We start from the raw sequence: 26,264 nt of genomic DNA, 5'->3' as shown, positions 1-26,264 counted from the left end.
TAGTATGCGCCTAAGCGGCTGTGAATATGTTGCCATCAAAAAAACTGCTGAGTTTGGCTCAGCAGTTTTTTGATGATTCCCCTTTATATAAAATGGCCTTCAGCAGTGCTTTTTGCACATGAAGACGGTTTTCGGCCTGCTGGAACACTGCAGAGTTCGGCCCGTCAATAATCTCCGCAGTCACTTCTTCCTCACGATGCGCAGGGAGACAATGTAAAAATGTATAGTCAGGCTTGGCATGGCTGACAAGCGCCGCATTTACCTGATAAGGCGCAAAGACAGCAAGACGTTCTTGCTCCTCCGCTTCCTGCCCCATGCTTGTAAACACATCAGAATAAATTACGTCCGCGTCTTTTACAGCTTCAATCGGATCATCTGTCAGCGTGATAGAAGATCCGGATTGAAGTGCATATGTTTTTGCCGCTTCAGCTGCTTCATCTAACACTTCATATCCCTTTGGCGAAGCGATCGAGATATCACAGCCCATTTTCGCGCAGCCGATCATCAAGGAGTGCGCCACGTTATTTCCGTCACCGATGTATGCGACTTTTACGCCTTTAAGCTTCCCTTTTATCTCCTTAATCGTCAAGAGATCCGCCAGCGCCTGGCATGGGTGGTATTTATCGGTAAGTCCATTGATCACCGGAATGTCAGCTTCTTTGGCAAGTTCCTCCACCTTTTCATGTTCAAAGGTCCGGATCATGATGGCATCCACATAGCCTGACAGCACTTTTGCCGTATCAGCGACAGTCTCACCGCGCCCCAGCTGCAGATCTTTCTGGCTTAGAAAGAGGGCGTTCCCGCCGAGCTGCGCCATGCCCGCTTCAAATGAAACACGGGTCCGCGTTGATGATTTTTCAAAAATCATCGCCAAGGTTTTGCCATGGAATATAGGCTGAATTTTGTTTTGTTTCAGCTCACCGGCTTCTGCGAGCAAGGCGTTTATATCCTCTTCACTAAGGTCCTTTAACGTTAATAAATCTTTTCCGTATAAACTGGTTTGCGTCACTGTGTGCATGTTGCCACTTCCTTTTTATAGAGGTCTTTGAGAGATACAGGCTGCGGATGGCCTGAACCGCTTTGTAAAAACGCCCGCACAGTTTCTTCTTCTGTAAAGACGGGGATGCCGTGCGTCATGGCTTCCAAACGTTCTTTGCGTGCTTCTTCAGAACCGCTCAGATTGATGTGGAGCGATTTCCCTTCCTGTTCCATCCAAGAGGCAAATGCCCCTTCATGAACGGTAAAACCTGCGTTTTCTGCTAACTCCTGCACATCTTCCGGAACGTTTTGCAAATAAATGCTTCCTTTTTGACTCCAGACTCTTGTATAGATTTTTTTCAAGGCGCTGTTAGAATCATATGCGACACACATGCCTTCTCCCGTTGATTTCATTTCCGGCCCAAGCTTGATATCCACATCCTGGATCGCATGAGAAGAAAAAACAGGGAACTTCACGGCAACTCCATGATGATTTTGAACTGCCGGATTTAGATCTTTTAAGGACGCTCCCGCCAGCAGTCGTGTGGCGAGCGGAATCATCGGAACGCCCATTACTTTGCTGACGACAGGAACCGTGCGGCTCGCTCTCGGATTCACTTCAAGAACGAGTATGTTTCCATTGTCGATCACAAATTGAATGTTCATGATGCCTTTAAATGAAAGTTTTCGGGCAATTTTTTGTGCCGCATCTTTCATGCCCTGCTGCAGCCCGCTCGTGATGGACGGCCCGGGAAGAATGGCAAAGCTGTCCCCTGAATGGACACCTGCCCGTTCAATATGCTCGGTATATGTCGGGATAAAGACATCCTCGCCGTCGGAAATCAAATCAATTTCGACTTCCTTTCCAGACACATACTGATCAATCAAAATCGGATATGGCATGCTGTCCTCATCATTCAGCAGCTGAGAAAGCTGGGCTTGCGAGTCAACAATGATCATGCCCATTCCGCCGATAACGTAAGATGGGCGGATTAACACCGGATAGCCGATCTCACTCGCTTTTGAAGCGGCTTCTTCTTTTGTATAAGCAATTTCTCCTTTTGCGTGCTTCAATCCCAGCTCGTCAAGAAGCTGATAGAATTGATCCCGATCCTCTAACACGTCGAGCGTTTGAAATGATGTGCCAAGAAGAGTAATGCCGGCTTTTTCGAGCGCTTCAGCAGCATTGATTGCAGTTTGGCCGCCGAATTGCACAATTGCAAAATCAATATTTTCCTGCTCCGCCACGTTTACAATATGCTCCGTTGTCATTGGTTCAAAATACAGGCGGTCCGCAATTTCATAATCGGTGCTGACCGTTTCCGGGTTATTGTTAATCATGATGGTTTCGAATCCAAGCTCTTGCAGTGTCAGCACACCGTGAACAGCACTGTAATCAAATTCAACGCCTTGGCCGATCCGAATCGGGCCTGATCCGATAATGAGCGCGCGTTTTTTCTCTTTGCGGCTGATGTCTCCATCGGTTTCTCCGAAATATGTGGAGTAAAAATAGTTTGTTTTCGCATCAAACTCTGCCGCGCATGTATCTACGATTTTAAAGGAAGGCGTAATGCCCATCTCCTTGCGAAGCGCGCGCACCTCTTCCTCTGTTTTGCCGATCAGTGAGGCAATCGTTGCGTCTGAGAATCCCTTTTCCTTTGCTTTCTTCAATAATTCAAAAGAGAGATCGCTCCCTGCTTCCATCAGGCGGTTTTCCAATTTGATGATGTTGTCAAAGGTATGAAGGAAAAACGGATCAATTTTTGTTTTTTCATGGATGTCATCAATCGAGACGCTGCGGCTCAACAGCTCCATGACAACGAAAAATCTGCGGTCATCCGGAGTGATTGCCAAATCCCATAGCGTACCAATTGACAACCCGCTGAGCTCTGGAAGGTGTGTCCCGATATTTTTTAATTCAAGCGACGCGGCTGCCTTTTGTATCGCTGCTTCTAAATTCCGTTCAATCGCCATCACTTCACCGGTGGCTTTCATTTTTGTGCCAAGCTTGCGGTCTGCGTTTTTGAATTTATCAAACGGCCAGCGCGGAAATTTGACGATCACATAGTCCAGTGCCGGTTCAAAGCTTGCGTAAGTCGACCCTGTGAGCGGATTTTTCAGCTCGTCAAGGGTGTATCCGACTGCCAGTTTCGCGGCCATCTTCGCAATCGGATAACCGGTCGCTTTAGACGCGAGAGCCGATGACCGGCTTACACGCGGATTCACTTCAATGACGTAATATTGCTTGCTGAATGGATCAAGCGCGAATTGAATGTTGCAGCCGCCTACAACATCAAGTGCTGAGATGATCGTCAGACTTGCTGTCCGCAGCATTTGATAGTCTTCGTCTGTCAATGTTTGTGACGGCGCCACAACAATAGAGTCACCTGTATGCACGCCGACCGGATCGATATTTTCCATATTGCAGACGGTAATGCATGTGTTATTGCTGTCACGCATGACTTCATATTCAATTTCTTTAAAGCCGGCAATGCTTTTTTCGACAAGGCATTGATTGATCGGGCTTGCTAATAGCGCCTGCTTAATCATAGCTGTAAAGGCTTCTTTATCAGGGGCGATTCCTCCGCCCTTTCCGCCTAATGTGTAAGCCGGTCTGATAATAACAGGAAAACCGATGGATTCCGCAAAATGGAGGGCATCGGCCTCGTTATCAACAATTTCACTCTCCGGCACGGGCTGTTTTAATTCATTCATTAACGAACGGAATTTTTCCCGGTCTTCTCCTTTTTGTATCGTTTCAACGGATGTGCCGAGGAGTTTGACGCCGTGCTCTTTTAAAACACCCGTTTCTTCAAGCTCCACCGCTAAATTCAATGCGGTCTGACCGCCTAAATTGGCAAGAAGCCCATCAGGCCGTTCTTTCTTAATGATGGCTGTCAGGCTTTCTGCTGTCAGAGGTTCAAAATAAATTTCATCAGCGAAGGCTTCATCGGTCATAATTGTCGCCGGATTGCTGTTGACGAGAATCACCCGGTAGCCCTCCTCCTTCAGCGCGATGCACCCTTGAGTGCCTGAATAATCAAATTCTGCCGCCTGCCCGATAATGATCGGGCCTGAGCCGATTACTAATATGCTTGAAATACTGGTGTCTTTAGGCATGCGCAATTTCTCTCCTTGCTGGTATCACATTCTTTAAATAATCATCAAAAATCCATTCGCTTTCCGCAGGTCCGGGATGGGCTTCCGGGTGGAATTGAACACTCATGACAGGCAGTTTTTTATGGGCAAGCCCTTCAACTGACGTATCATTGACATGATGAAACCTGATCGTGAGCTCTTCTTCATTAATCGACTGTTCATCAACCACATAGCTGTGGTTTTGGCTTGTCATAAAGACCCGTTTCGTCTCACGGTCGATGACCGGATGATTAGCTCCCCTGTGTCCGAATGGCAGCTTAAAAGTATTCCCTCCGAACGCGAGCGCGATCAGCTGATGTCCGAGACAAATGCCGAGAGTCGGAAAGCGGCTGATGATGCTTTTGATCTTTCCTAAATATGGCTGGATTGCTTTCGGATCTCCAGGTCCGTTCGATAGCACAATGCCATCGGGTTTGATGTTGTATACGGCCTCCATTTGCTGGTATGGCACCACGGTAACCTTGCAGCCTCGTTTGACAAGTGATGATGCGATTGACTTTTTATAGCCAAAATCAATGAGAGCGATATGTTTATTCCCGTCGCCGAATGTGCTGATTTCCTGGGCGGAAGCCTGCTCTGCCACATTCTCTGGTTGAAGAGCAATCTCAGCTCCTTCTTTAGAGGCTGTGACTGTCGCACCCATCGTCCCGTTTGCCCGGATTTTCTTCACGACAGCCCTCGTATCAACATGGGTTAACAGCGGAATATTCCATTTCTGTAGATACTCCTTGAGGCTGTATACCGCTTCATAATGAGAAAAGTGATCACACGCCTCATAGACAACCGCGGCTTTTACTTGCGGTTTCTTGCTTTCAAAATCCTTTTCATTTATGCCGTAGTTGCCAATCAGCGGGTAGGTAAATACAATAATCTGTCCCTTATATGATGGATCTGTCAGCACTTCCTGGTAGCCTGTCATTCCTGTGAAAAAAACAGCTTCTCCCGTGCAGTTTTCATGACCGTCCAGCTCGCCGCTGAACGATGTCCCATCTTCTAACACTAAATAACCTTCCATCTAACAGCCCACCTCTTGATGAATAATTAATTATAAAAATGAATTTTTATGCCTTTATATCGAAAAAAAATCACTGGTTTACAGCGGAATGATGAGCGATTGCCTGTTTCAGCTTGCTGACGGCTTCTGCTATTTCATCCTTAGTCACGGTGAGCGGCGGCAGCAGCCGAATCACGTTCGGGCCGGCCGGCAATACAAGCAAGCCTAATGTCTGCAATTCAGCAATAATGTCAGCAACCGGGCCATCACACTCAATTCCAAGCATTAATCCTTTACCTCGGATTTGTTTAACAAAAGGGCTCTTTAGCTCTGCCTCAAGCTGTTCTTTTAAAAACGCCCCTTTGTCAGCAGCCTCTTGCAAAAAGTCAGGCTGGAATACAATTTGCAATGTGGCATTCACAGCAGCCATCGCCAGCATGTTTCCTCCGAAAGTCGTTCCGTGAGAACCAGGGGTAAACGCTTCTCCAAGCTGTTTCTTTCCGATGACAGCGCCGACCGGAAAGCCGTTTCCCAATCCTTTGGCGACTGTGATGATATCCGGTGAGAGTCCGAAGTGCTCATATGCGAAGCCTTTTCCCGTCCGTCCGATGCCGGTCTGGATTTCATCAATGATGAGAAGGGCTTGCTTTTCCTTGCAAAACGACTGTACGGCTGATAAAAATTCAGCACTCGCCGGATTGACTCCTCCTTCTCCCTGCACTGTTTCAAGCATCACCGCGGCAATATCGCCTTCCTCCCCAAGAGCTTTAAAAGCAGAAGGATCATTGTATGGCAGGTAGTGAAAGCCTTCAAGCATCGGGCCGAAGCCTGTTTTGATTTTATCCTGTCCGGTCGCAGCCATCCCTGCATACGTGCGGCCATGGAACGACTGAAGAAAAGTGATGATTTTTGTTTTTCCAGTTGCTTTTCGGGCAAGCTTTATCGCACCTTCATTCGCCTCCGCGCCGCTGTTGCAGAAAAAGACAAGATCTCCTGCACTATGCGCTGCCAGCTTCTGCGCCGCTTGCTCTTGGAGACTGTTTTGAAACAGGTTTGATACGTGCCATACGCTGTCAAGCTGTTTTTTGACTGCCTCTGTCACCGCTTCATGGCAGTGTCCTAGATTTGATACCGCAATCCCCTGAATGAAATCAAGGTACGTTTTGCCGTTTTGATCCTCAACGTACGTTCCTTTTGCTTTTTTGAGGTCAATATCCCAACGGCCGTAGGTTTGAAACAAGCTGCTCATGAAACAGCCTCCTTTGCTTTGACGATTTTTGTCCCTTGAAAGGTTTGTTCTGCGAAGAATGATCCTTTTCCGTTTACGATCATGACTTCAGACACCTGATCTGATAAAGCTGACAAGGCTGAATTGACCTTCGGGATCATCCCTCCTGTGATCACTTCCTGCTTGATCAGCATCTGAATCTCCTTAGGGGTCAGGACGTTCAGACGCTGCTTTTCCTTCATGATTCCATCGACATCCGTGACGAACATAAGCTTATCGGCTTCAAGCGCTCCGGCGACTGCTGAAGCAGCCAGATCAGCATTTACATTCAGCGTTTTACAGTCGCTTGTCATAGACAGCGGCGCAATAACGGGGATGATGCCATTTTCCATCAGCGCGTTCACCATGGACGCATCGACTTTTTTGATTTCTCCCACTTCTCCGTATGTTTCCGGATCTAGATAATCAGCCTCCAAAAGACCGCCATCCTTACCAGAAATGCCCGCGGCTCGCAGTCCGTGTTTGGCAAGCTCAGCAACGAAAAATTTATTGACAGAACCGGATAAAACCATTTCCGCTACTTCCAGCACCGGCTTCGTTGTTTTCCTCTGTCCGCCCGAAAACTCTGTCTTGATATTTAACCGTTTCAGCATATTTGTGATTTCCGGTCCCCCGCCATGTACGATCGCCAGCTTCCAGCCTGACGCCATCAGCTCTTTCAGATTTTGAAAAAATTCTTCCGACAGCTCACGGATTACACTTCCCCCGCATTTAAAAACGATTGTCTTCTTCATTTCGCTCCCCTTATTACGTGCGATAGCTCGCGTTAATTTTGATATAGTCATAGGTCAGGTCACAGCCCCACGCTCTCCCGTTTCCGTCCCCTTCATCCATCTTGATGACAATGGTGATTTCATCTCCTTCAAGGTATTCCTTAGCGAGAGATTCAGAGAATGGCTGAGGTTCGTTATTCTTAAACAGGCATTGGCCGCCAAGATAAACCTCTACTTCTTCTGCCGTCACCTGTGCTGCGGAGTGTCCGATGGCTCCGATGATCCGCCCCCAGTTGGCATCTGTTCCGTATACTGCCGTTTTTACAAGATTTGAGCCGACAATCTTTTTGGCAATGACGTTTGCATCAAGATTGTTTTTCGCTCCCTGTACTTGGGCTTCAATTAGTTTTGTCGCGCCTTCTCCGTCTCTGGCAATCTCTTTAGCCAGATCCTCACAAGTGAGCAAGAGCGCTTTTTTAAAGACCGGCCAGTCTGGATGGTCTTCTGTCAGGCACTCGTTTTCAGCGCAGCCATTCGCCATAACTAATACCATGTCGTTCGTGGATGTTTCTCCGTCAACTGTGATTTGGTTAAATGAAACGTCAGTGATTTCCCGAAGCGCCTTTTGCAGCGCTTTTTCTTCAATTGCCGCGTCAGTTGTCACAAATCCCAGCATCGTGGCCATGTTCGGGTGTATCATCCCTGAGCCTTTGGCCGCTCCGCCGATCGTGACTGTTTTGCCGCCGATTGCCAGTTCATAGCACGTCTGCTTGATCACCGTATCAGTTGTTAAAATCGCTTCCTCAAAATCGCCTGATCCCGCAGGTGTTTCTTTCAGCAGCTCGATCCCCGCGTGGATTTTTTCCATGTCTAAATGCTCGCCGATGACACCCGTTGATGAAACAGCGACAAGCTCCGGCTCAATGCCAAGCTGTGAAGCAAAGCTCTCCCGCATTGTGTATGCGTCCTTTAGGCCTTGTTCTCCCGTGCAGGCATTGGCAATGGCACTGTTGACGATGACGGCTTTCAGTGTCGGTCCGTGCTTTAAGCTGTCTTGTGTCACTTTGATCGGAGCAGCCTGAAAGTGGCTTTGGGTATAAACTGCTGCGCTCACAGCCGGTGTCTCGCTGATAATGACGCCGAGGTCTTTTTTCGAGTAGCGCAGCCCGCAATGCACACCCTTTGCCTGAAACCCTTTTGGCGAGGATACATCCCCTGTTACTTTTACAATTTGATCTTCACTTAACTGAATCATGGTTCGATTCTCTCCCGTTCTATGGATAAATTGGCGTGATAGTGAGTCCAGTTTCTTCATTCCAGCCATTCATCAAATTAAAGTTTTGCACTGCCTGACCGGCGGCACCCTTCATTAAATTATCGATTACCGAGACGATCGTGACTCTGTTCGTTCTCTCATCGAGGGTCACGGCGATATCACAGAAATTGCTGCCGTACACTTCTTTCGTTTGCGGGTACTGACCTTTTGGCCTCACTCTCACAAAATATGAATCTTGGTAAAATTCCGAATATAAATCATGCAGGTCATCTGCGGATAGATCACAGGTTAATCTGGTATACATCGTCGCCATGATGCCCCTTGTCATCGGAACCAAGTGAGCCGAAAATGTAATGGGCCCGAGGCCTGGCTGCCATTCATTCAGCGCCTGCTCAATTTCCGGCGTGTGCTGATGTTCATTGACTTTGTAAATTTTAAAATTGCCGTTCAGCTCAGAAAAATGGGTTCCCATGGATGCTTTTCTTCCCGCTCCGGAAACACCCGTCTTCGCGTCAACGATAACGAAAGATTCATCGAGCAGTTTCTTTTGAGCCAATGGCGCGAGGCCAAGCAAAACAGCTGTTGGAAAACAGCCTGGATTGGCAATGAGTTTCGCCTGTTGAATTTGCAGTTGATTCAGTTCTGCCAGACCGTATACCGCCTCTTGAATCACCGCCTTCGGTGCCGCTGTCCGTTTATACCATTTTTCATATTCAGCCGATTCTTGTATCCTCAGATCACCTGACAGATCAATAACCGGAATTCCCGCGTCTGCCAGCTTTGGAGTCAATTCACTTGATACTCCGGGCGGCGCAGCGAGAAACATGATATCTATTTCGTGTTTGATCGTATTCATATCAATCGGCTTCAGCTGCTGATCCGCTAAGCCGGTAAGATGAGGATAACCCTCGCTATAGACATTCCCTTCTCCGCTGGATGAATAAAGTATGCATTCCTCTGCATGAGGATGATGCGAAAGAATCCTGACAAGTTCGGTGCCTCCATATCCTGTAGCACCTACAATTCCTATTTTCAAAACAAGTTCACCCTCTTGGTCTTTGTGAAATTATTTAACATTATAACATGAATAAAAATTAATTCAATCGTATATTTAATATTTTTATTCATTTATAAATTTTCTGTTCAATGGAAATTCCGCTCAAAAAAATCAGCACGACTCCAGCACAAAAACGTTGATGCGGTGCCGCATTTCAGCCGCATAAAAAAACAGGCTGACCGCGTCAGCCTGTTTTCATCATCATCAATCCACTCAAAAAATATAGAATAGAGCTTGCATAAAAAATCATTTGCACTGTGAAAAAGTCAGCGAGAAAGCCCCCGAGCATAATGGCTGCTGCTGAAAAGACAGCTGTCCAAAAATGGTAATTCCCAATCTTCTTTCCACGCTCTCCGCTGTCTGTAAAATTAGCGATCAGCACTTTTTCTCCATGCTTTTGCATCGCTCCAAAGAGCCCTAACAGCACTTGGACGATATACACTTGAACGACGCTTCCGATATGCGGGACATATAAAAGCAGAACAGCCATCCCCCACGAGTTCAGAAGCAGAAAATAACGGCTGTCAAACCTTTCAGACAGCCGTCCGAGGAGCGGGTAAATGAGCGCTCCGCTCAACCCGAACAATCCGTAGGAAAAACCGAACTGTGTGTAGCTTGAGCCGATATTTTTCACAAACAGAATATAAAACGGAAAGATTAAGCTGCTTGCGAAAAACACGCTGCTTTGTGATAATGTCAGCCATTTTAATTTGTTTTTCCCCATTATTTATACCTCTGATAAAAGTAATTCATAAAGCGCTCATCCGGGTCATAGGTTCGTTTTTTCTGAAAAAACGCTTCACTTTCCGGATATGCCTGTCTCATTTGCTCTTTTGTCTGGTAGGTCATATAAGGCAGATAATAGCTGCCGCCGTGCTTGATGGCAACGTCTGTCATGCGCCTGATGATTCGGGCAGTATCTGCCTGGTCTTCTTTTGAAAAGCCCTCGTTTATTAATAGCACGAGCGAAAACATATCGTCCTTCGCATAGGAAAGGTCGGCCTTTTCATTTTTCTGCACGTAGCGGATCGTAATGTTCAGCAGGTTCAGATCTTCGTCCGACAGCGTTTGTCTCAGGTCATCAATATAGGACCCATACTCCTTCACGGGCACAAAGTATTCTTGCAAAACATCTGTGTTGTCATTGTTTTCATACTCAAGAAACTTTGATTCGGACCGCATGACGTTATTGCGTGAAATCTCTGTGCCGTTTTGGCTCAGAAAATAGGATTGCTGTGTGTTCCACAGCCAATTCCTGCCCCATTCATACTGTCTTGACAAACCGAGTGCAAACTTTGTGGCTCCCGTATACTCATCTTCTTTGAGATCGCTGTATGATGGCAGTTGATCCTGATGATCAGCCAATACGTAATTTGTGACATACATGTCTTTCAGAAATCCTTTTTTCGCTGTTGAAATTCGCGCCAGATGCATTCGGACATCTGGATTTCCTTTTACATGCTTTGAAAAATAGTCTGAGTATGTGCTGTAATTCATTTTTTCTGTCTTCATGACATACAGCTCATCATCTGTCAGCTCAAGCGTTACATCAAGAATCACGCCAAAAAGGCCGTACCCTCCGATGACCGCCGTAAACAAATCATCTTTTGGAGTGACAGTGATAATCGTCCCGTCAGCTTTTAAAAGCCGAAATGATTTGACTGTATCAATCAGCGAGCCGTAGCGAATATCACGTCCGTGTGCATTTGCGCTGAGAGATCCGCCGATTGTAAAAATGTTTTGTGACTGCATGACTTTTACCGCGAGTCCGTATGGATTCACGTATTTCTGGATATCATTCCACGTTGCACCGCTTTGCACCCTGATGGTTTTCTTCTCTTGATCGAGTGACAGGATTTTGTTGTAGCCCGTCATGTCGAGAACGATGCCGTCCTCATAATATGTATGGCCGCCCATGGAGTGCTGGGCCCCGGCGATTGAAATTTTTATGTTTTTTCGATTTGCCTCTTTGACTGTGTCAATGAGCGTTTCCTCTTCCTGCCCTTTCACTGTCTGCTTTATTTTTACAGGCATCAGGCGGCTGACATCCGTCATCTCGCTTGTGTCTGTTTTTTGCTCTGGGTTCACAGAGTACGCAAACAGGGCCGCATACGCGCCAGTACAAAGCGCGAATGCAAGCAATTTCTTTTTCATAGTGCTCTCCCTGCTGTTTTTTATGACCATTATACCATGACTGCGTCCTCATTTTTCCAAATTATCTTCTTGCCCGTTTTTCGGCACGGCGGTCGGCGACGATAAAGCAGGCGTGAATCGCGCCCGGCAGCCAAAAGATACAGGTCAATATGAGATTCAGCAAGGCCTGAAACGGTTTTCCCGAAAACAAAACAGCAAGCGGCGGGCATAAAACTGCCAGCAGGTACATCATTCCCTTTCACTCCTTTCAGCTGTAAAAAAGGACAGCCTCACATATCAGGCTGTCCTTTTTTGTTTTATTGAATGCCAAGCGCAATTTTTGCGTATCTGGACATTTTATCCCTAGTCCAAGGCGGATTCCATACAATGTGAACCTCTGTGTCTTTCACTTCAGGAAGGTCCGCTAATGCTTTTTTCACCTCATCCACGATAATCGGCGCTAAAGGGCATCCCATTGATGTTAGCGTCATGGTGATGTGCGTCAAGCCATCTTCATCCATATCAACGTCATATACCAAGCCGAGGTTCACGATATCAACGCCAAGCTCAGGATCGACAACCTGTTCCAGGGCGCCCATGATGTTTTCTTTTAATGCTTCTTCCACGTTCCCTCACTCCTTTTTTCTACAGTATAACGTAAATTCAGCTCTTGTTAATAACTTAGTGCTTTATAAGTACGTTTCAAACCATTCAATCGTTTTTAACACAGCTGCCCGCGGGACTTTATGGTCAGCGTTTTCATCTCCGATAAATTGCAGGCGTTCCGGCTGCTCGCTGTAATGGGATTTGATCGTGTCATAAAATTTCCGGGTCGGCGCGTAAGGCACAACCTTATCTTTTGCGCCGTGCCAAAATAAAAGCGGGCGCTGTTGCAGTTTCTCCGGCTGAAGGCTGAGATCCCGCAATTCGAGACGTTTCATCAGCTGCTGCACCTTCTCTTCCGGCACATCGATTTCAATGCCCTGAGATTGAATATGGTCAATCTGCTGCTGAAACAGCTCCACGTAATTCGGGCTTCCCATCAGGCTGACGCCGGCTTTTATCCAATCATATGCAGTCAAAGCGCCAAGCGTTGTGATGCCGCCCATTGACGTGCCTGCGAGACCGATGCGGCCGCCGTCTATCAGGCCCTCTTTTTCAAAATGGTTTTTAAGTACGCCGATCTCTTCAATCTCGTTTAGGACGATATCCCAAAAATGCCCCGCCAGCTCTTCGACAGCCATTTCTTCTCCCCGTACCCCATGGTGCAAAGCCTCCGGCAGAACGGCTCTAAAACCCTTCTCCGCAAGCAGATAAGCAATATGAAGGTTGTGTTCCTTCGCGCTTGTAAAACCATGTATAAAGATCACGAGAGGAACAGCGCGGTGCCTGTTCTCTTCCTTTACAATATGTAAAAACGGAATACCGGAAACGGTTTGATTCTCAATTTGTATCACAATGTGCCCCTCCTTAGGATAACCATAATCATAAGTGTAACATGTAGACAATAAAGATGGTAAAAAGCTACACTGTAAGTAAGGAAAAACAAGCAAAATCTAAGGTTAAAGGAGCTTTTCATGGAGACAAAACCCTATTTAATCGCATTAGATTTAGATGGAACATTATTAAAGGATGATAAAACCATATCTGAAAACACCCTTCAGACGATACAGCGTCTAAAAGATGACGGGCATTATGTCTGCATCTCAACAGGCCGTCCGTATCGTTCAAGTTCCATGTACTACCAGCAGATGGAGCTGACAACGCCAATTGTCAATTTTAACGGAGCATTTGTCCATCACCCGCAAGACGACAGCTGGGGACGGTATCATACGTCACTGCCGCTTGATGTTGTCAAACAGCTCGTGGATATCAGCGAAAGCTACAACGTACATAACGTGCTTGCTGAAGTGATTGACGACGTATACTTTCATTACCATGATGAGCACCTGATAGATGCCTTTAATATGAACACAACAAATGTAACGGTCGGAGACTTGCGGGAAAATCTTGGTGAAGATGTGACTTCTGTACTCATACATGCAAAAGAAGAGGATGTGCCGGCAATACGCTCATATTTATCGGATGTGCATGCCGAGGTAATCGACCATAGAAGATGGGCCGCACCGTGGCATGTCATTGAAATTATCAAAAGCGGCATGAATAAAGCGGTCGGCCTGCAGAAAATCAGCGATTATTACGGCGTGCCGAGGGAGCGGATCATTGCTTTCGGGGATGAGGATAACGATTTGGAAATGCTTGAATTTGCAGGCTGTGGCGTTGCAATGGGAAATGGAATTGACGCGGTCAAGCAGATTGCCAACCGAACAACGGCTACAAATGAAGAGGACGGCGTTGCAAGGTTTTTGAAAGAATATTTCTCACTTTAAAGAAGGTCCGTATTAATTTTTCCCACTCATAAACCTTACTTTGCCCCACCATACTATTGAAGACGACTCATCTCGTCAAAGTATGGAAGGGGGCAGTCTCAAAATGGGTAAACGAAGCAAATCCAGAAGGTTTATTCAGCAGGGTAAAGACTCCATCGGGCTACACGCCGCAAGATTTCCATATCGGTCTACTTTAGAAGAAGCTCACCAGCATGCCGCGGCACGAGACTCGGCCGAAAGCCAGGTTGAATATTAAATGAGAAATGAACTGTTTCAGCAGGCAAAATCATTTGTTCAACAGGCGGTCATGGTGACAAACGGCTTTGAGGAAGGCGATCAGGAGCAAGCGATTCTGAGAGCCAAAAATGCTGTATCTTCTGCGTATGCCAATTCGACAGATGCGGAACGTCAACAGCTGCATCAATTTCAAAATCAGCTGGACAAACTCCAATAAAAAAAGGCTATGGCGACTCGCCATAGCCTCTTATTTGACTTCAAACTGCTGAACAGCCTGAACCTGCTTGAGATTTTCCGCCCTGCCCTTAAATGTCACCTTTACCTCATAGGTTCCGGGCTCAGGGACTTCCTTCCACACATCAGAGAAATCATATGTTTCTCCAGATTCAAGCGTCAGGTTTTGAAAAGCCTGCGTAAACATTTTGTCTTTCGAATAACGGTATCTTTCTTTGTGCTCAGAATCATACACGACAAGTTCAAATTTTTGCCCTGTGCTGAATTGAAACTCAATAGCACGTTCGCTTTGGTTCTTCAGCGACATGTTAAACTTGATTTGTTCAGGCTCCTGAATTGCGTCAATAGATAAAACAACCTCTTGATTCTCCATTTCGCCTGATACCTCCTTATCGGGTTCTGTCTGCTCATCTTTCCCGCAGCCTATCAAAAGCAGCACGGGGAGGAGCATCACAAGCAGCCGTTTCACGACTTCCACCTGCTTTCGTCAGTCTTTTCTAAAGAAACCAAAAATCCCTGTCGTTTGAACAATGTTCGTAAATGCTTTCGGATCAACTTCTTTGACGATCTTTTCTAAATCGTACAGTTCATACCTCGTGATGACGATAATCATCATTTCTTTCTGTTCGTTCGTAAAAGCTCCTTTTGCCGGAACAGTTGTGATGCCGCGCACCATTTTTCCGTAAATGGCTTCCTTGATTTCGTCCGCCTTTTTCGTCACGATCATTGCCGTGAGCTTCATGTGGCGAGTGTGAATGGCGTCGATCACCCTTGTTGTCACATACAGCGTAACCAGGGTATATAATGCTTTCTCCCAACCTTGCAATAATCCTGCCGTCAAGATGATAATCCCGTTCAGAATGAAGAAATACGTGCCGACGGGTTTATCCTTCCACTTTGCAAGCACCATGGCGACGATATCAAGCCCGCCTGTCGAAGCTCCGTATTTTAATGTTAAGCCGATACCGACTGCGGAAATGACGCCGCCGAACACCGCGTTCAGCAAAATGTCATGTGACAGGCTTGTTTCCGGCAGGATCCCCATAAACAGAGTAGTGAGTGCGACACTTAAAATGCTGTACACTGTAAACGATTTGCCGACCTTCAGCCATCCTAAAATACCGACCGGAATGTTTAAGAGGAACAAGAGCGTTCCCGTCGATATGTAAAAGGGGGCATATTGATCAACGACGCTTGATAAAAGCTGGGCAACACCTGTAAATCCGCTGGCATATACATCTGCAGGTATCAAAAATAAGTTCAGCCCGGCAGCATTGAGTAAAGCGCCGATGATGACAATGAGTAATTTTTTTGTTTGATCTAGTACCATGGCATGTTCCTCCGCTCTTTCTTCTTTATTATGTTTTCCCTTAAAACAAATATTTGAACACGATTTTGGCAAATTAATATGATATAGTTGGCTTAACTCTCATGATAACGAGCGATAACGGAAAGAAGGGAAGCAATATGACAGTTCATCTCATCGCTGACAGCGCCACTGATTTGCCTCGTTCTTATTTTGAAGAAAAAGGCATTGGCTTTATTCCGCTCAGGGTTTCTCTCGGCGATAAAGAATTCGAAGATGCAGTCACAATTCATGCGGATCAAATATTTGAAGCGATGCAAAATGGAGAAACACCTAAGACGTCCCAAGCCTCACCGCAAACGATTAAAAATGTGTTTTTGCAATATGCCGAAACAGGTGATCCCGCTCTTTACATTGCCTTTTCCTCAGGTCTCTCCGGCACGTATCAGACAGCTGTAATGATCGCCAATGAAGTGAAGGAGGAATTCCCCGATTTCGATTTGCGGATCATTGATTCCAAATGCGCTTCATTAGGATACGGTCTGGCTGTCCAGCATGCTGCCGATCTCTGTATCAACGGGAATACAATACAAGAAATTGAAACGTCTGTAAAGAACTTTTGCAGCCAGCTTGAACACATTTTTACCGTTGATGATTTAACATATCTCGCGAGGGGCGGCCGGATATCTAAAACGTCCGCTTTTGTCGGCGGCCTGTTGAATATTAAACCGCTGCTTCAGATGGAGGACGGCAAGCTTGTGCCTCTGGAAAAAATCCGCGGACAGAAGAAACTTTTCAAACGGATCATCGAGCTTATGAAAGAGCGCGGGGATGATTGGAGCGATCAAACCGTCGGGATCAGCTACGCCGCGAACAAAGAAAAAGCCACGGACATGAAACACCTGATTGAGGAAGCGTTCAAGCCGAAAGAAATCATTATGCATCCAATCAGTTCAGCAATCGGCTCGCATGCCGGTCCAGGTACATTGGCGATATTCTTTTTAAGAAAATGAGCAAACAAAAACAGTCAGACTCTGTGTCCTGACTGTTTTTGTTTGCTCATAGAATGCCGACAGCCTCATACGCCTTTTCGACTGAAGCTGATTGCTTCGAGCCTTCACCGTATAAATCATTGGCAGCTTCAATCGCCGCTTGCTTCATCATGCTGAAATCTGTAGATGCCGTTACATAATATGTTAAAGCCCGATAGTAAATTTGTTCACTTGCTTCACGCCCAATCCCTTCAACCTGTACACCGTGGTGCACGCCTCCTTCTGCAAGAAGATAAGCTGCTTTATTGTGAATGGACGAATTGATATGGACTCCGCCATAATCCTCTGTTCCTGTGTAGCGGTTCGAGTAATGATCTGGATTTCCCTGCTTAGATGGGTCCTCCAATGACCGCAATGAATCTCCTGCAATACCAGGAGTATAGACATCTTCGCCGATCTCCCAATCATCACGGTCAGCCATCGCGCCCATAATGTCAGAAATGGACTCATTTAATGCACCGGGTTCTCCTTGATATAAAAGACCGGCGGAATACTGTGTGACTGCGTGTGTGATTTCATGCGCGACAATGTCGAGCGATCCAGACAGCGGCTTAAATTTCGAACCGTCTCCATCCCCGTATACCATCTGGACACCGTTCCACGCAGCATTGTTCCATTGTTTGCCGACATGCACGGTAGACGTAATCCTTGCTCCGTTTTGATCAAAAGAATCACGGCCAAATGTCTTGCTGTAATAATCGTAAACGGCTTGCGCATTTGCGTGTGCGTCTACAGCCGCAGGTTCATTAAATACGGACGTGCCGCTGACTATTTCTTTGCCCGTATACCCGATCAGTTGAGACAAAAGCGTAAACAAGGTTTCGTTCAGGTTCTTCGCGTCAAATGTATTGATCCCTTTTCCCCTTGTTTCGTCAGCCAAATAAAAGCGCCCATTTTGTTCTGTGACGTCAAAGCTTTTTTCATCACCTGACACGCCGATTCCTGTACCTGCCGCTTCATGAATGGCATTAAAGGACTCGATGACCTTTCCGTTTTTGGCATCGATGAAATAATGCCAATAGCCAGGCTCAGGTTCAGATGTCGAGAGTCTCACAAGGTAGGCGAGATCATATTCACCGTCGTGTGGATAGATATATAATTCGCCTTTTGGTTCCCCATCAAGATATTCGATTTTTCCAATGGAAGCCTCGAGCTCACGCCTTGCTGTATGTATTGCTTTTTTCTCAGAAATAGACGGTGTGACGGAGACGTCCTTGATTTGCGGATGCACCTTTCCAAAGAAACTTTTCACTTGTTTGTTTTCCTTCATCGCGACCGCTTGTTCAAAGCCGTAAATCGGAATTCCTTTGTAAACCTCCGTTAATTTAAAAAACGTTTGTTTTGTCTTTGGATCCTTTATGGTTTTCGAAACGCGAAAATGGCTGTTCGCATTCCCTTTGAGCTTAAACTGCGTTTGATGCTTGTCAAGATAGGAAAATAGCGATTCTTTCTGGGTTGTGTTTTGTACCGGCTTCTGCGATGACTTTTCGATGATGTATGAAGGGGTTTGATACGTATGGTCGTATTCGATGCTTTCTTCAGCTGAGGCATGTGTTACAAAAACCATTTGGGCCGCTGTGCATAAGCCGGCCAGTAATAGAGATGTCTTGGTCAAGTTGCGCAAAACACCACATCCTTCCTATTTTGGAATCTACCATTTTTCTTCATCCTATCAAAAATACAAAAACTTGTATGTGGTGCTTCGTTCTTATTTTCCCAAAAAAGAAGGGCAGAGATATTTCGCTCTGCCCTTCTTTTTCTACTCTACTAATTTTTTATTGACATAAATAATAACCCCTGCTCCATATGCCAGTATAAGCGGAGGTATGAGCTGCTCCTGACCTTGAAATGAGATAAAACTATTCAGCAATATGAACAAACCGGAATTCAAGAAAAAGTAGCCTGCTATTCTGGCCAGCCGGTCTTTATCCCGTATACGCGCCTCGTTAAACCCAGCCAGCATCCAGGTTTGTTTTTTGATTCCGACAAAATAGGCAACCACAAAGAATAAAAGCGCGATGACAATTAATAGATAATTGATGCTGATTTCCATCTTACAGCCTCCTACAAGATTACTTGATGTTAAGAAAAAGAAAAAAAGCGGCGCAGCTTACTGCAATCAGCAGCAGGACGACAAGCGCATTGAGGAACGGGCTCAAAAGAAGCAGCACTGCTAAAAACAGCAGATAAACCGCACCGACTCGCGAAATCTTGACAATCTCCTTTTGAGAGCGCATTTTGTTTTTTCTGACACCTGCAAACATCATCAATTTTTTTCGCTTCCATACATATCCGGCGAGCACCATTAAATAAACAGCCAGCGGCAGATGTCTGAAGTCGGACGGCAGCAGCGGCAGGGCGATAATCGTGACAATGAGAAGGACCGAAAGCCAGCTTTTGCCCAATAAAGACCTCCTCCTTTTCGTCTCTCCCCCATCACCCATCATCAATTCGGCAAGCTCCTTCGGATGAGAAAATTCAGATTCAACAGCTTCCTGCAGTTCCTCTTCACTAAGGCCGGCTTTGATTCTGTCTTGAACGAAAGCGGTGATATGCCCCTTTAATTCGTCGATAGCGTTTTCTCTCTCTACATCAGGCATATTCGCCAGCTCTGCATTTAGTTCCTCCATGTATCGGTCAATGATAAGCTGTCCATTCATAGCAAATCCCCCGATAAAGACAGTAAGGCTTGATGGGTTTCCAGGTATTTCTCCAGCCGTTCTTTTAACATTTCTTCTCCTTTTTGCGTCATTTTGTAATACTTTCTTTTCGGGCCGTCCAGTGAATCTTCCCAAAAAAATTCGATCCATCCCTTCTCGGTCATACGTTTCAAAATCGGATAAATCGCTCCCTCTGAAATAGCCAGCGCCGAGGTGGTTTTTAAGGATGACGTCAGCTCATAACCGTACATCGGTTTAGAACGCAGTAGGGATAGGATGGCCAGCTCGAAAATCCCTTTTCGAAATTGAACAATCCAGCGGTCATTAACTTGATTCGTTTTCATGGTTTAAATATATCGAAAAAACCACTATATATCAATCACATATAGCAGTGTAAAATGTCCTGTTTTTTCTTTTAACAAAAATGGGATTTCTCATACTTTTTAACCTTTTTATTACATAAATGTTTTTATATTATGAAAAGTGTAAAAACGATTCTTCAGGTTAAAAGGAGCAGTCGAATGCAGAAATCGATATCATTTTTTTTCATTTTTTCAATCCTTTGGGGTTCGCTATTTCTGTTTTCTATTATTGGCAGCTTAGGGACAACCCCGATTCCGCTGACAAAGGACTCCAAATTTCTCATGTCCAGCATCCTCCCTCAGGGCTGGGGCTTTTTTAGCAAAAATCCGCGTGATACTGCAATCGGCTTATATGAGGCTGAAAATGCCAGCACCAAGGTCAGATGGCCCAATATGAGGGCTGACAACCTATTTGGCCTGTATCGGTATGGGCGGTCACAAGGCGTTGAAATGGGCGTGATCTACAGCCAAGTCGGCAAGGAACAGTGGACAGCATGTAAAGAAAAGGACCTCGGCGCATGCAAAAGCAAAGCCAAAACCGTGCAATTAAAAACACCCGCTCCCCGCCCGCTGCTTTGTGGAAGCTACTATTTGACGAAAGAGGATATTGTTCCTTGGAGCTATTCTAAATACACCCCTTCGTCTTATCAGGTAAAAAGCATAGTCAAGGTTGTGATCTCATGCTCGAAAACATAAAACAGACCATCACCAGATGGGACGAAAGAAACCCGTGGACAAATGTATACGGCCTCGCGCGAAGCATCATTGCGCTATCCAGCCTGCTGACGCTGCTCATCAATCACCCGAGCCTCATTATGAAGCCAGCCAGCGGGATCAGCAGCTATCCAGCTTGTAAAATGAATCTCAGTCTCTTTTGCCTCGGCGAAAATAACTATATGATGTTAAATCTTTTCAGATGGGTCTGCATTGCCATTCTGGTGCTTGTTGTCATTGGCTGGCGCCCCAGAATCACCGGGGTTCTGCATTGGTATGTCAGTTACAGCCTGCAGTCATCGCTGATCGTCATCGACGGAGGCGAGCAGGCAGCAGCCGTCATTACCTTTTTATTGCTTCCCATCACGCTGACCGATCCGAGAAAATGGCATTGGAGTACGAGACCTATAGAGGGCAAAAGAACACTTGGAAAAATAACAGCTTTTATTTCTTATTTTGTGATCAGAATCCAAGTGGCGGTGCTTTATTTTCACTCTACCGTCGCTAAGCTGTCTCAGCAGGAATGGGTGGACGGAACGGCCGTCTATTATTTCGCCCAGGAAAAAACCATAGGCTTCAACGGCTTTTTTCAGGCGTTAACGAAGCCAATTGTAACAAGTCCGTTCGTGGTGATTCCGACATGGGGGACGCTGCTGGTTCAAATTGTCATCTTCGCGGCGCTGTTTGCGCCGAAGAAGCATTGGAGATTGATTTTGATCATCGCTGTTTTTATGCATGAGATTTTTGCAGTCATGCTGGGCCTCATCAGTTTTTCGATTATCATGGCCGGCATTTTGATATTGTATCTCACTCCTATCGATTCCACGATTCAATTTACATATATTCGCAGACTGTTGTGGAATAAAAAACACAAGAAGGGAGAGGTTTCAGTTTGAAGAAGGCGTTTCTAGTATTTTTGTCGGTTGTATTGGTGACGACTGTGTTTTTGGTGAAGCAGCAAGAAAGTGTGGCACAGGCAAAGCAGCTTGAGTATTCAGGTGAGGAAATTTTTAAAGGCTTTGTGTTTGCCCAAGGGGAAGTTGGCAAACAGCTTCCAGAGGTCTTTAATAAAGCGATGACAGACAAACTCAACACAAAACAGGCAAAGGCTTTTGCCAATCAGGTTGTCGCTGATATTAAAAAAGAGGATGCTGACTTTTTTGATAACCTGAAGAAAGCTGTTTACAGCAAAGATGCATTGAAAGTGGATGAACTGCTGAAAAAAGCAGGTCAAATCGTTGAAGAAAAAGTAGAAGCTGCAAAGGAAATCGCCGCTTCCAAGGATGATACATCCAGAGTTCAGGCCGAGCTTGTCAACACTGTTGATACCGCTAACTATTTCTATTATGTTTCCTATGTTGCTGCAGCCGGTGCCCTGATTCTGATCATTCTCGCCATTGATATTACGCCGATAGCGATTTCAGACAATGTGGATCGCGAAATGGCAATCAGAACACTGGTTGATGAATTAAACTAGACATAAAAAAACGGCTCGCTCCGCAGTCTGCTGCAGGCGAGCCATTTTCATGCTATTTTTTCTCGTATGTCCATCCATTTTCCTGATACACTTTTCCGTTTTTCATCAAATGGCCCAGCGCGCGTTTAAAGGCGGCTTTGCTCATATTAAAACGTTCTCTGATATCGTCAGGCTGGCTTTTGTCACTGTACGGCATGGCACCGTTTCTCATTCTCATATACGTTAGAATGCACTCAGCATCAACTGACATTGCATCCTGTTTTCTTGGAAGCAGCGACAAGTTGACTGAACCGTCTTCTTTCACTTGAATCACCCGGCCTGTGACTCTTGAACCCAGTCTTGGCTCCTCTTTTCTTTCTGACGGGTGAATAAAACAGCGGATACCGTCATCCGTGATCACGAATGAACCCGATGCGATCAGCCTGTACACCGTACCTGTCAGCTCTTTATTCATCAGATCTTCTGAAGCGTCGGTAAACAGTTCGCTGATGATATCTTCCGGCGCTGGTTTCGCAAACATGCGCCCCCGGTTCGTCACCTTCAGCATACAGTAAAGTTTGTCCCCTTTTTGCGGCCAGACATCTTCGTACGGCGGCAAATGCTCAGTTGCGACTAGTGCGTCCTTCGATAAACCGACATCAACGAAAACGCCCATATCCTCCACTTTATCCACCACTTCAACCCAGCCATATTCATCCGCGCTGATGACCGGAATTTTCATCGTGGCCGCAAGCCTTTCCTGCTGGTCGACGTATATAAAGACTTCTACTTCGTCTCTGTCCTCGATATCCTCAGTCATTTCACTGTTATGTAAGAGAATCGTATCTTCCCCATCGGTTAAAAAATAACCGAAGTCGGTTTGGTGATCTATACTCAAGGTTAATTGCTGCCCTGGTCTCATGCTATCGTCCTTCCTGTTCCGCTTATTCTCTGCGGATTTTGTTAACATTTTTTCCAATCATCACAAATTGATTCTTTGTTCTGTTGGAAGTTTCTCTTTATTCTACTATAATCAACACATAAGTTAAATGTTATGGAGGTTTTCATATGGCAAAAGAAAGTTCATTTGATATTGTATCCAAGGTGGAATTGCCTGAAGTGCAAAACGCAATCCAAATTGCACTGAAGGAAATCAGTACCCGATATGACTTTAAAGGCAGCAAAAGCGACATTTCTTTAGATAAAGAGGAGCTTATCCTCGTTTCCGATGACGAATTCAAATTAAGCCAGCTGAAAGATGTGCTGGTCAGCAAATTGATTAAACGAAACGTACCGACAAAAAACATTGAGTACGGCAAGGTTGAAAACGCGTCAGGCGGAACGGTACGCCAGCGTGCAAAGCTTGTTCAAGGCATTGACAAGGACAACGCAAAAAAAATCAATACGATCATCAAAAACTCCGGACTGAAAGTAAAGTCTCAGGTGCAGGATGATCAAGTGCGTGTCACCGGAAAAAACAAAGATGACCTGCAGCAGATTATCTCAGCTGTACGGGGAGCAGATCTGCCAATTGACGTTCAATTTATAAATTTCAGATAAATTTTCTGATTCCTATTGATTATTGTCTTTATTTTCGGTAAATTTGGAGAAAGGGAAAAACGCCAGATATCTTTTGGCACTTCCTGACATGAAAATTTCATATCCGTTCTTATCAAGAGAAGCAGAGGGACTGGCCCGACGAAGCTTCAGCAACCGGTGTAATGGCGATCAGCCATGACCAAGGTGCTAAATCCAGCAAGCTCGAACAGCTTGGAAGATAAGAAGAGACAAAATCACTGACAAAGTCTTCTTCTTAAGAGGACTTTTTTTATTTCTCTTTTTTCCTTGCTGATGTGAATAAAGGAGGCAGACAATGGGACTTTTAGAAGATTTGCAAAGACAGGTGTTAATCGGTGACGGCGCCATGGGGACGCTCCTCTACTCCTATGGTATTGACAGGTGTTTTGAGGAGCTCAATATTTCAAAGCCGGAGGAAATTCAGCGCATACATAAAGCGTACGTTGAAGCGGGAGCCAACATTATTCAAACGAATACGTACGGAGCCAACTATATTAAATTATCCAGACACGGGCTTGAGGATGACATCAAAAAAATGAATCAGGAGGCCGTAAAGATCGCGCGGGCTTCAGCAGGCGATGCATACGTGCTTGGAACGATGGGCGGCATACGCACATTTAATAAAAACGCATACAGTCTTGACGAAATTAAGCGCAGCTTCCGCGAGCAGCTGTATCTGCTGCTGCATGAAGAGCCGGATGGCTTGCTGTTAGAAACATATTATGATTTGGAAGAAGCCCGTGAAGTGCTGAAAATCGCGCGCAAAGAGACTGATCTTCCGATTATGCTCAATGTCTCCATGCACGAGCAAGGCGTATTGCAGGACGGAACGCCGCTTTCTGACGCATTGCGCTCGATTGCGGATCTCGGAGCTGATATTGTCGGCATTAACTGCCGCCTCGGCCCTTATCACATGATTGAAGCGCTAAGCGAAGTGCCGATTTTTGATGACGTATTCTTATCCGTTTATCCGAACAGCAGTCTTCCTTCGCTTGAAGAGGGACGGCTCGTCTATGAAACAGACGACACGTATTTTCAAAACAGCGCGTCAGAATTCCGTAAGCAAGGTGCGCGGATTATCGGCGGCTGCTGCGGCACAACGCCGAATCACATCAGGGCGATGGCGGAAGCGGTTGGCGGGCTGGCTCCGATTACGGAAAAAGAAGTCAAAACCCGGGCGAAAGAATTCATTTCTGTTCATCACGAGCGAACCGAGCCCGGCCTGGATGAGATCGCAGCGAAAAAACGCTCTATTATCGTAGAGCTGGACCCGCCGAAAAAACTAAGCTTTGACAAATTTCTGTCCGCTGCTGCTGAATTAAAAGAAGCGGGAATCGATGCCCTGACACTCGCCGACAATTCTTTGGCGACCCCGCGGATCAGCAATGTTGCCTGCGGCGCCCTTGTCAAGCAGCAGCTCGATATGCGTTCCCTTGTCCATATTACGTGCCGTGACCGTAACATTATCGGCTTACAGTCACATTTAATGGGCCTTGATACGTTAGGGCTGAATGACGTGCTTGCTATTACAGGTGACCCTTCTAAAATCGGGGATTTTCCTGGTGCGACGTCTGTATATGATTTAACATCTTTTGATTTAATCAGGCTGATCAAACAATTCAATGAAGGTCTGTCTCTGTCTGGAAAACCGCTCGGCAAGAAAACGAATTTCTCAGTTGCCGCCGCATTTAATCCTAACGTCCGCCATCTGGATAAAGCGGTAAAACGGCTTGAGAAAAAAATAGATTGCGGCGCAGATTATTTTGTTTCTCAGCCTGTCTATTCCGAGCAGCAGCTTGTCGATATCCATAACGAAACAAAACATCTGAAGACGCCGATCTATATCGGCATCATGCCGCTGACAAGCAGCCGGAATGCCGAATTCATCCATAATGAAATTCCCGGCATTAAGCTGTCTGATACGATTCGCGAAAAAATGGCCCATGCCGGTGAAGATAAAGAAAAGCAAAAGGCGGAAGGCCTTGCAATTGCACGCTCCCTGCTGGATACGGCATGCGAGCTGTTTAACGGCATCTACTTGATAACGCCTTTCCTCAGATCTGACTTAACCGCTGAGCTCACTTCATATATTCAGCAAAAAGATGAGCAGCGCCAAAATATCTTTTTGCATTAATCCCTTAAAAGACTGTCTGATCCAATCGGGCGGTCTTTTTCAACGGGATTCGTGTTACGATATAGAAAAACAGTCATGAGGAGGAACATTATGCTCGAAGTCAAAACCATTTCCGCGGAAGATACATATGAAATTCGGCACCGCATTCTGCGTCCCCATCAATCCATTGAACAATGCAAATATGAAGAGGATCATGCAAAAGGCTCCTTTCATCTCGGCGCGTTTTTTGAAGGAAAGCTGATCAGCATCGCTTCTTTTTCCCCGCAAATTCAGCCATTAATAACAGAATCCCCAGCATATCGGCTGAGAGGCATGGCAACGCTTGAAGGATATCGTGATCAAAAAGGCGGGAGCACGCTGATCAAACACGCGGAGCAGAAACTGGCAAAGAACGGCGTTCAGGCAGTCTGGTGCAATGCCAGAAGCCATGTGAAAGGCTACTATTCAAAGCTTGGCTGGGAAGAACTCGGTGAACCGTTTGAGATTCCCGGCATAGGCACACATATCATCATGTATAAAAAACTCGAAACAAGCAGGTGATCT

29 protein-coding genes and 1 riboswitch are annotated in these 26,264 nt (G+C 45.8%); of the genes, 10 read left to right on the top strand and 19 right to left on the bottom strand.

Features of this window, described 5'->3' with window-relative positions; genetic code table 11:
• Nucleotides 1-58: 58 nt before the first annotated feature.
• The 12 genes from argF to MKX38_RS05955 all read right to left on the bottom strand — a co-directional run bounded on the left by argF (nucleotide 59) and on the right by MKX38_RS05955 (nucleotide 13,055).
• Nucleotides 59-1,018 carry an ornithine carbamoyltransferase gene (gene argF, locus MKX38_RS06010; RefSeq protein WP_032721338.1) on the bottom strand — a complete coding sequence of 320 codons (960 nt, stop codon included), beginning with the start codon at nucleotides 1,016-1,018 and terminating at the stop codon, nucleotides 59-61.
• Nucleotides 1,006-4,098: a carbamoyl phosphate synthase large subunit gene (locus MKX38_RS06005; RefSeq protein WP_032721335.1), complete on the bottom strand. Its 3,093-nt coding sequence runs from the start codon at nucleotides 4,096-4,098 to the stop codon at nucleotides 1,006-1,008. The genes argF and MKX38_RS06005 overlap by 13 nt, the downstream gene beginning before the upstream one ends.
• Nucleotides 4,091-5,152 (bottom strand): carbamoyl phosphate synthase small subunit, encoded by a 1,062-nt coding sequence (locus tag MKX38_RS06000; protein ID WP_032721333.1) that lies wholly within the window; start codon nucleotides 5,150-5,152, stop codon nucleotides 4,091-4,093. The genes MKX38_RS06005 and MKX38_RS06000 overlap by 8 nt, the downstream gene beginning before the upstream one ends.
• 70 nt (nucleotides 5,153-5,222) lie before the next feature.
• Nucleotides 5,223-6,380 carry an acetylornithine transaminase gene (locus tag MKX38_RS05995; protein WP_069964103.1) on the bottom strand — a complete coding sequence of 386 codons (1,158 nt, stop codon included), beginning with the start codon at nucleotides 6,378-6,380 and terminating at the stop codon, nucleotides 5,223-5,225.
• On the bottom strand, nucleotides 6,377-7,153 hold the full coding sequence (argB, locus tag MKX38_RS05990) for an acetylglutamate kinase (RefSeq protein ID WP_015252370.1): 777 nt from the start codon (nucleotides 7,151-7,153) through the stop codon (nucleotides 6,377-6,379). The genes MKX38_RS05995 and argB overlap by 4 nt, the downstream gene beginning before the upstream one ends.
• Before the next feature lie 13 nt (nucleotides 7,154-7,166).
• A complete protein-coding gene (argJ, locus tag MKX38_RS05985) occupies nucleotides 7,167-8,387 on the bottom strand; it encodes a bifunctional ornithine acetyltransferase/N-acetylglutamate synthase (protein WP_032725389.1) in 1,221 nt (406 codons plus the stop codon).
• A 19-nt stretch (nucleotides 8,388-8,406) separates the two neighbouring features.
• Complete coding sequence (argC, locus tag MKX38_RS05980) at nucleotides 8,407-9,444, bottom strand: N-acetyl-gamma-glutamyl-phosphate reductase (protein ID WP_041345489.1); 1,038 nt, start codon at nucleotides 9,442-9,444, stop codon at nucleotides 8,407-8,409.
• 205 nt (nucleotides 9,445-9,649) lie between these two features.
• The gene (locus MKX38_RS05975) at nucleotides 9,650-10,189 is read right to left on the bottom strand and encodes an MFS transporter (protein WP_003232993.1); all 540 of its coding nucleotides are present in this window, start codon (nucleotides 10,187-10,189) and stop codon (nucleotides 9,650-9,652) included.
• Nucleotides 10,189-11,619 (bottom strand): FAD-binding oxidoreductase, encoded by a 1,431-nt coding sequence (locus MKX38_RS05970; RefSeq protein ID WP_326237493.1) that lies wholly within the window; start codon nucleotides 11,617-11,619, stop codon nucleotides 10,189-10,191. Before MKX38_RS05970 ends, MKX38_RS05975 begins: the two co-directional genes overlap by 1 nt.
• A 61-nt stretch (nucleotides 11,620-11,680) precedes the next feature.
• Nucleotides 11,681-11,851 carry a YqaE/Pmp3 family membrane protein gene (locus MKX38_RS05965; RefSeq protein WP_003232996.1) on the bottom strand — a complete coding sequence of 57 codons (171 nt, stop codon included), beginning with the start codon at nucleotides 11,849-11,851 and terminating at the stop codon, nucleotides 11,681-11,683.
• A 64-nt stretch (nucleotides 11,852-11,915) separates the two neighbouring features.
• Nucleotides 11,916-12,224: a metal-sulfur cluster assembly factor gene (locus MKX38_RS05960; protein ID WP_003232998.1), complete on the bottom strand. Its 309-nt coding sequence runs from the start codon at nucleotides 12,222-12,224 to the stop codon at nucleotides 11,916-11,918.
• Between the two features lie 63 nt (nucleotides 12,225-12,287).
• On the bottom strand, nucleotides 12,288-13,055 hold the full coding sequence (locus MKX38_RS05955; protein ID WP_116315453.1) for a prolyl oligopeptidase family serine peptidase: 768 nt from the start codon (nucleotides 13,053-13,055) through the stop codon (nucleotides 12,288-12,290).
• A gap of 120 nt (nucleotides 13,056-13,175) precedes the next feature.
• On the opposite strand from MKX38_RS05955, the gene yitU reads away from it, so the two are divergent.
• From yitU to MKX38_RS05940, 3 genes are all read left to right on the top strand, one after another.
• The gene (gene yitU / locus MKX38_RS05950; RefSeq protein WP_014476412.1) at nucleotides 13,176-13,988 is read left to right on the top strand and encodes a 5-amino-6-(5-phospho-D-ribitylamino)uracil phosphatase YitU; all 813 of its coding nucleotides are present in this window, start codon (nucleotides 13,176-13,178) and stop codon (nucleotides 13,986-13,988) included.
• A gap of 103 nt (nucleotides 13,989-14,091) precedes the next feature.
• Nucleotides 14,092-14,244 (top strand): hypothetical protein, encoded by a 153-nt coding sequence (locus tag MKX38_RS05945; RefSeq protein WP_017695668.1) that lies wholly within the window; start codon nucleotides 14,092-14,094, stop codon nucleotides 14,242-14,244.
• The gene (locus tag MKX38_RS05940; protein WP_003245613.1) at nucleotides 14,245-14,442 is read left to right on the top strand and encodes a DUF3813 domain-containing protein; all 198 of its coding nucleotides are present in this window, start codon (nucleotides 14,245-14,247) and stop codon (nucleotides 14,440-14,442) included.
• Between the two features lie 30 nt (nucleotides 14,443-14,472).
• Here MKX38_RS05940 and MKX38_RS05935 read toward each other — a convergent pair whose 3' ends face one another.
• Both MKX38_RS05935 and MKX38_RS05930 read right to left on the bottom strand, forming a co-directional pair.
• Nucleotides 14,473-14,928, bottom strand: coding sequence for a BsuPI-related putative proteinase inhibitor (locus MKX38_RS05935; protein WP_339188952.1), 456 nt, complete (start codon nucleotides 14,926-14,928; stop codon nucleotides 14,473-14,475).
• A gap of 18 nt (nucleotides 14,929-14,946) precedes the next feature.
• Complete coding sequence (locus MKX38_RS05930) at nucleotides 14,947-15,789, bottom strand: YitT family protein (RefSeq protein WP_003245017.1); 843 nt, start codon at nucleotides 15,787-15,789, stop codon at nucleotides 14,947-14,949.
• A gap of 137 nt (nucleotides 15,790-15,926) precedes the next feature.
• On the opposite strand from MKX38_RS05930, the gene MKX38_RS05925 reads away from it, so the two are divergent.
• On the top strand, nucleotides 15,927-16,778 hold the full coding sequence (locus MKX38_RS05925) for a DegV family protein (RefSeq protein ID WP_339188949.1): 852 nt from the start codon (nucleotides 15,927-15,929) through the stop codon (nucleotides 16,776-16,778).
• 46 nt (nucleotides 16,779-16,824) lie between these two features.
• Here MKX38_RS05925 and nprB read toward each other — a convergent pair whose 3' ends face one another.
• The 4 genes from nprB to MKX38_RS05905 all read right to left on the bottom strand — a co-directional run bounded on the left by nprB (nucleotide 16,825) and on the right by MKX38_RS05905 (nucleotide 19,821).
• Nucleotides 16,825-18,441 (bottom strand): neutral protease NprB, encoded by a 1,617-nt coding sequence (gene nprB / locus MKX38_RS05920; protein WP_167408048.1) that lies wholly within the window; start codon nucleotides 18,439-18,441, stop codon nucleotides 16,825-16,827.
• A gap of 135 nt (nucleotides 18,442-18,576) precedes the next feature.
• Nucleotides 18,577-18,870, bottom strand: coding sequence for a DUF3784 domain-containing protein (locus MKX38_RS05915; protein WP_003233021.1), 294 nt, complete (start codon nucleotides 18,868-18,870; stop codon nucleotides 18,577-18,579).
• 19 nt (nucleotides 18,871-18,889) lie between these two features.
• Nucleotides 18,890-19,477: a hypothetical protein gene (locus MKX38_RS05910; RefSeq protein WP_017695665.1), complete on the bottom strand. Its 588-nt coding sequence runs from the start codon at nucleotides 19,475-19,477 to the stop codon at nucleotides 18,890-18,892.
• Nucleotides 19,474-19,821: a PadR family transcriptional regulator gene (locus MKX38_RS05905; RefSeq protein ID WP_003245674.1), complete on the bottom strand. Its 348-nt coding sequence runs from the start codon at nucleotides 19,819-19,821 to the stop codon at nucleotides 19,474-19,476. The genes MKX38_RS05910 and MKX38_RS05905 overlap by 4 nt, the downstream gene beginning before the upstream one ends.
• 177 nt (nucleotides 19,822-19,998) lie before the next feature.
• Between MKX38_RS05905 and MKX38_RS05900 the strand changes: the two genes are divergently transcribed.
• From MKX38_RS05900 to MKX38_RS05890, 3 genes are read left to right on the top strand one after another with little or no spacing between them, the layout of a single operon-like run.
• Complete coding sequence (locus tag MKX38_RS05900) at nucleotides 19,999-20,535, top strand: SdpA family antimicrobial peptide system protein (RefSeq protein WP_101172495.1); 537 nt, start codon at nucleotides 19,999-20,001, stop codon at nucleotides 20,533-20,535.
• Complete coding sequence (locus MKX38_RS05895; protein WP_167408047.1) at nucleotides 20,520-21,449, top strand: sporulation-delaying protein SdpB family protein; 930 nt, start codon at nucleotides 20,520-20,522, stop codon at nucleotides 21,447-21,449. Before MKX38_RS05900 ends, MKX38_RS05895 begins: the two co-directional genes overlap by 16 nt.
• Nucleotides 21,446-22,030, top strand: coding sequence for a sporulation delaying protein family toxin (locus MKX38_RS05890; protein ID WP_003244950.1), 585 nt, complete (start codon nucleotides 21,446-21,448; stop codon nucleotides 22,028-22,030). The genes MKX38_RS05895 and MKX38_RS05890 overlap by 4 nt, the downstream gene beginning before the upstream one ends.
• 52 nt (nucleotides 22,031-22,082) lie before the next feature.
• Here the strand turns inward: MKX38_RS05890 and MKX38_RS05885 are convergent, their stop codons facing one another.
• Entirely contained in the window at nucleotides 22,083-22,979 is an 897-nt protein-coding gene (locus MKX38_RS05885) for a S1 RNA-binding domain-containing protein (protein WP_015252384.1), read from the bottom strand.
• 98 nt (nucleotides 22,980-23,077) lie between these two features.
• Between MKX38_RS05885 and MKX38_RS05880 the strand changes: the two genes are divergently transcribed.
• The 3 genes from MKX38_RS05880 (at nucleotide 23,078) to MKX38_RS05870 (ending at nucleotide 26,261) form a co-directional block, all read left to right on the top strand.
• The gene (locus MKX38_RS05880) at nucleotides 23,078-23,569 is read left to right on the top strand and encodes a YajQ family cyclic di-GMP-binding protein (RefSeq protein WP_021479576.1); all 492 of its coding nucleotides are present in this window, start codon (nucleotides 23,078-23,080) and stop codon (nucleotides 23,567-23,569) included.
• Nucleotides 23,570-23,675: 106 nt separating this feature from the next.
• A riboswitch (SAM riboswitch) is annotated at nucleotides 23,676-23,793 on the top strand.
• Nucleotides 23,794-23,882: 89 nt separating this feature from the next.
• On the top strand, nucleotides 23,883-25,721 hold the full coding sequence (locus MKX38_RS05875; RefSeq protein WP_003245847.1) for a bifunctional homocysteine S-methyltransferase/methylenetetrahydrofolate reductase: 1,839 nt from the start codon (nucleotides 23,883-23,885) through the stop codon (nucleotides 25,719-25,721).
• Between the two features lie 90 nt (nucleotides 25,722-25,811).
• A complete protein-coding gene (locus tag MKX38_RS05870) occupies nucleotides 25,812-26,261 on the top strand; it encodes a GNAT family N-acetyltransferase (RefSeq protein WP_033883611.1) in 450 nt (149 codons plus the stop codon).
• Nucleotides 26,262-26,264: the final 3 nt, after the last annotated feature.

Origin of the sequence: Bacillus sp. FSL M8-0025 (genome assembly GCF_037975475.1) — a bacterium.
GTDB classification, from domain to species: Bacteria; Bacillota; Bacilli; order Bacillales; family Bacillaceae; genus Bacillus; species Bacillus subtilis.
Note: the sequence above shows the minus strand (reverse complement) of the source record. Positions and strands in the feature narration are given on the sequence as shown.

Coding starts and splice junctions, on each gene's coding strand:
- argF (WP_032721338.1), bottom strand. CDS start 1,018: ATGCACACAGTGACGCAAACCAGTTTATACGGAAAAGATTTATTAACG.
- MKX38_RS06005 (WP_032721335.1), bottom strand. CDS start 4,098: ATGCCTAAAGACACCAGTATTTCAAGCATATTAGTAATCGGCTCAGGC.
- MKX38_RS06000 (WP_032721333.1), bottom strand. CDS start 5,152: ATGGAAGGTTATTTAGTGTTAGAAGATGGGACATCGTTCAGCGGCGAG.
- MKX38_RS05995 (WP_069964103.1), bottom strand. CDS start 6,380: ATGAGCAGCTTGTTTCAAACCTACGGCCGTTGGGATATTGACCTCAAA.
- argB (WP_015252370.1), bottom strand. CDS start 7,153: ATGAAGAAGACAATCGTTTTTAAATGCGGGGGAAGTGTAATCCGTGAG.
- argJ (WP_032725389.1), bottom strand. CDS start 8,387: ATGATTCAGTTAAGTGAAGATCAAATTGTAAAAGTAACAGGGGATGTA.
- MKX38_RS05975 (WP_003232993.1), bottom strand. CDS start 10,189: ATGGGGAAAAACAAATTAAAATGGCTGACATTATCACAAAGCAGCGTG.
- MKX38_RS05970 (WP_326237493.1), bottom strand. CDS start 11,619: ATGAAAAAGAAATTGCTTGCATTCGCGCTTTGTACTGGCGCGTATGCG.
- MKX38_RS05965 (WP_003232996.1), bottom strand. CDS start 11,851: ATGATGTACCTGCTGGCAGTTTTATGCCCGCCGCTTGCTGTTTTGTTT.
- yitU (WP_014476412.1), top strand. CDS start 13,176: ATGGAGACAAAACCCTATTTAATCGCATTAGATTTAGATGGAACATTA.
- MKX38_RS05945 (WP_017695668.1), top strand. CDS start 14,092: ATGGGTAAACGAAGCAAATCCAGAAGGTTTATTCAGCAGGGTAAAGAC.
- MKX38_RS05940 (WP_003245613.1), top strand. CDS start 14,245: ATGAGAAATGAACTGTTTCAGCAGGCAAAATCATTTGTTCAACAGGCG.
- MKX38_RS05930 (WP_003245017.1), bottom strand. CDS start 15,789: ATGGTACTAGATCAAACAAAAAAATTACTCATTGTCATCATCGGCGCT.
- MKX38_RS05925 (WP_339188949.1), top strand. CDS start 15,927: ATGACAGTTCATCTCATCGCTGACAGCGCCACTGATTTGCCTCGTTCT.
- MKX38_RS05915 (WP_003233021.1), bottom strand. CDS start 18,870: ATGGAAATCAGCATCAATTATCTATTAATTGTCATCGCGCTTTTATTC.
- MKX38_RS05910 (WP_017695665.1), bottom strand. CDS start 19,477: ATGAATGGACAGCTTATCATTGACCGATACATGGAGGAACTAAATGCA.
- MKX38_RS05905 (WP_003245674.1), bottom strand. CDS start 19,821: ATGAAAACGAATCAAGTTAATGACCGCTGGATTGTTCAATTTCGAAAA.
- MKX38_RS05900 (WP_101172495.1), top strand. CDS start 19,999: ATGCAGAAATCGATATCATTTTTTTTCATTTTTTCAATCCTTTGGGGT.
- MKX38_RS05895 (WP_167408047.1), top strand. CDS start 20,520: ATGCTCGAAAACATAAAACAGACCATCACCAGATGGGACGAAAGAAAC.
- MKX38_RS05885 (WP_015252384.1), bottom strand. CDS start 22,979: ATGTTAACAAAATCCGCAGAGAATAAGCGGAACAGGAAGGACGATAGC.
- MKX38_RS05880 (WP_021479576.1), top strand. CDS start 23,078: ATGGCAAAAGAAAGTTCATTTGATATTGTATCCAAGGTGGAATTGCCT.
- MKX38_RS05875 (WP_003245847.1), top strand. CDS start 23,883: ATGGGACTTTTAGAAGATTTGCAAAGACAGGTGTTAATCGGTGACGGC.
- MKX38_RS05870 (WP_033883611.1), top strand. CDS start 25,812: ATGCTCGAAGTCAAAACCATTTCCGCGGAAGATACATATGAAATTCGG.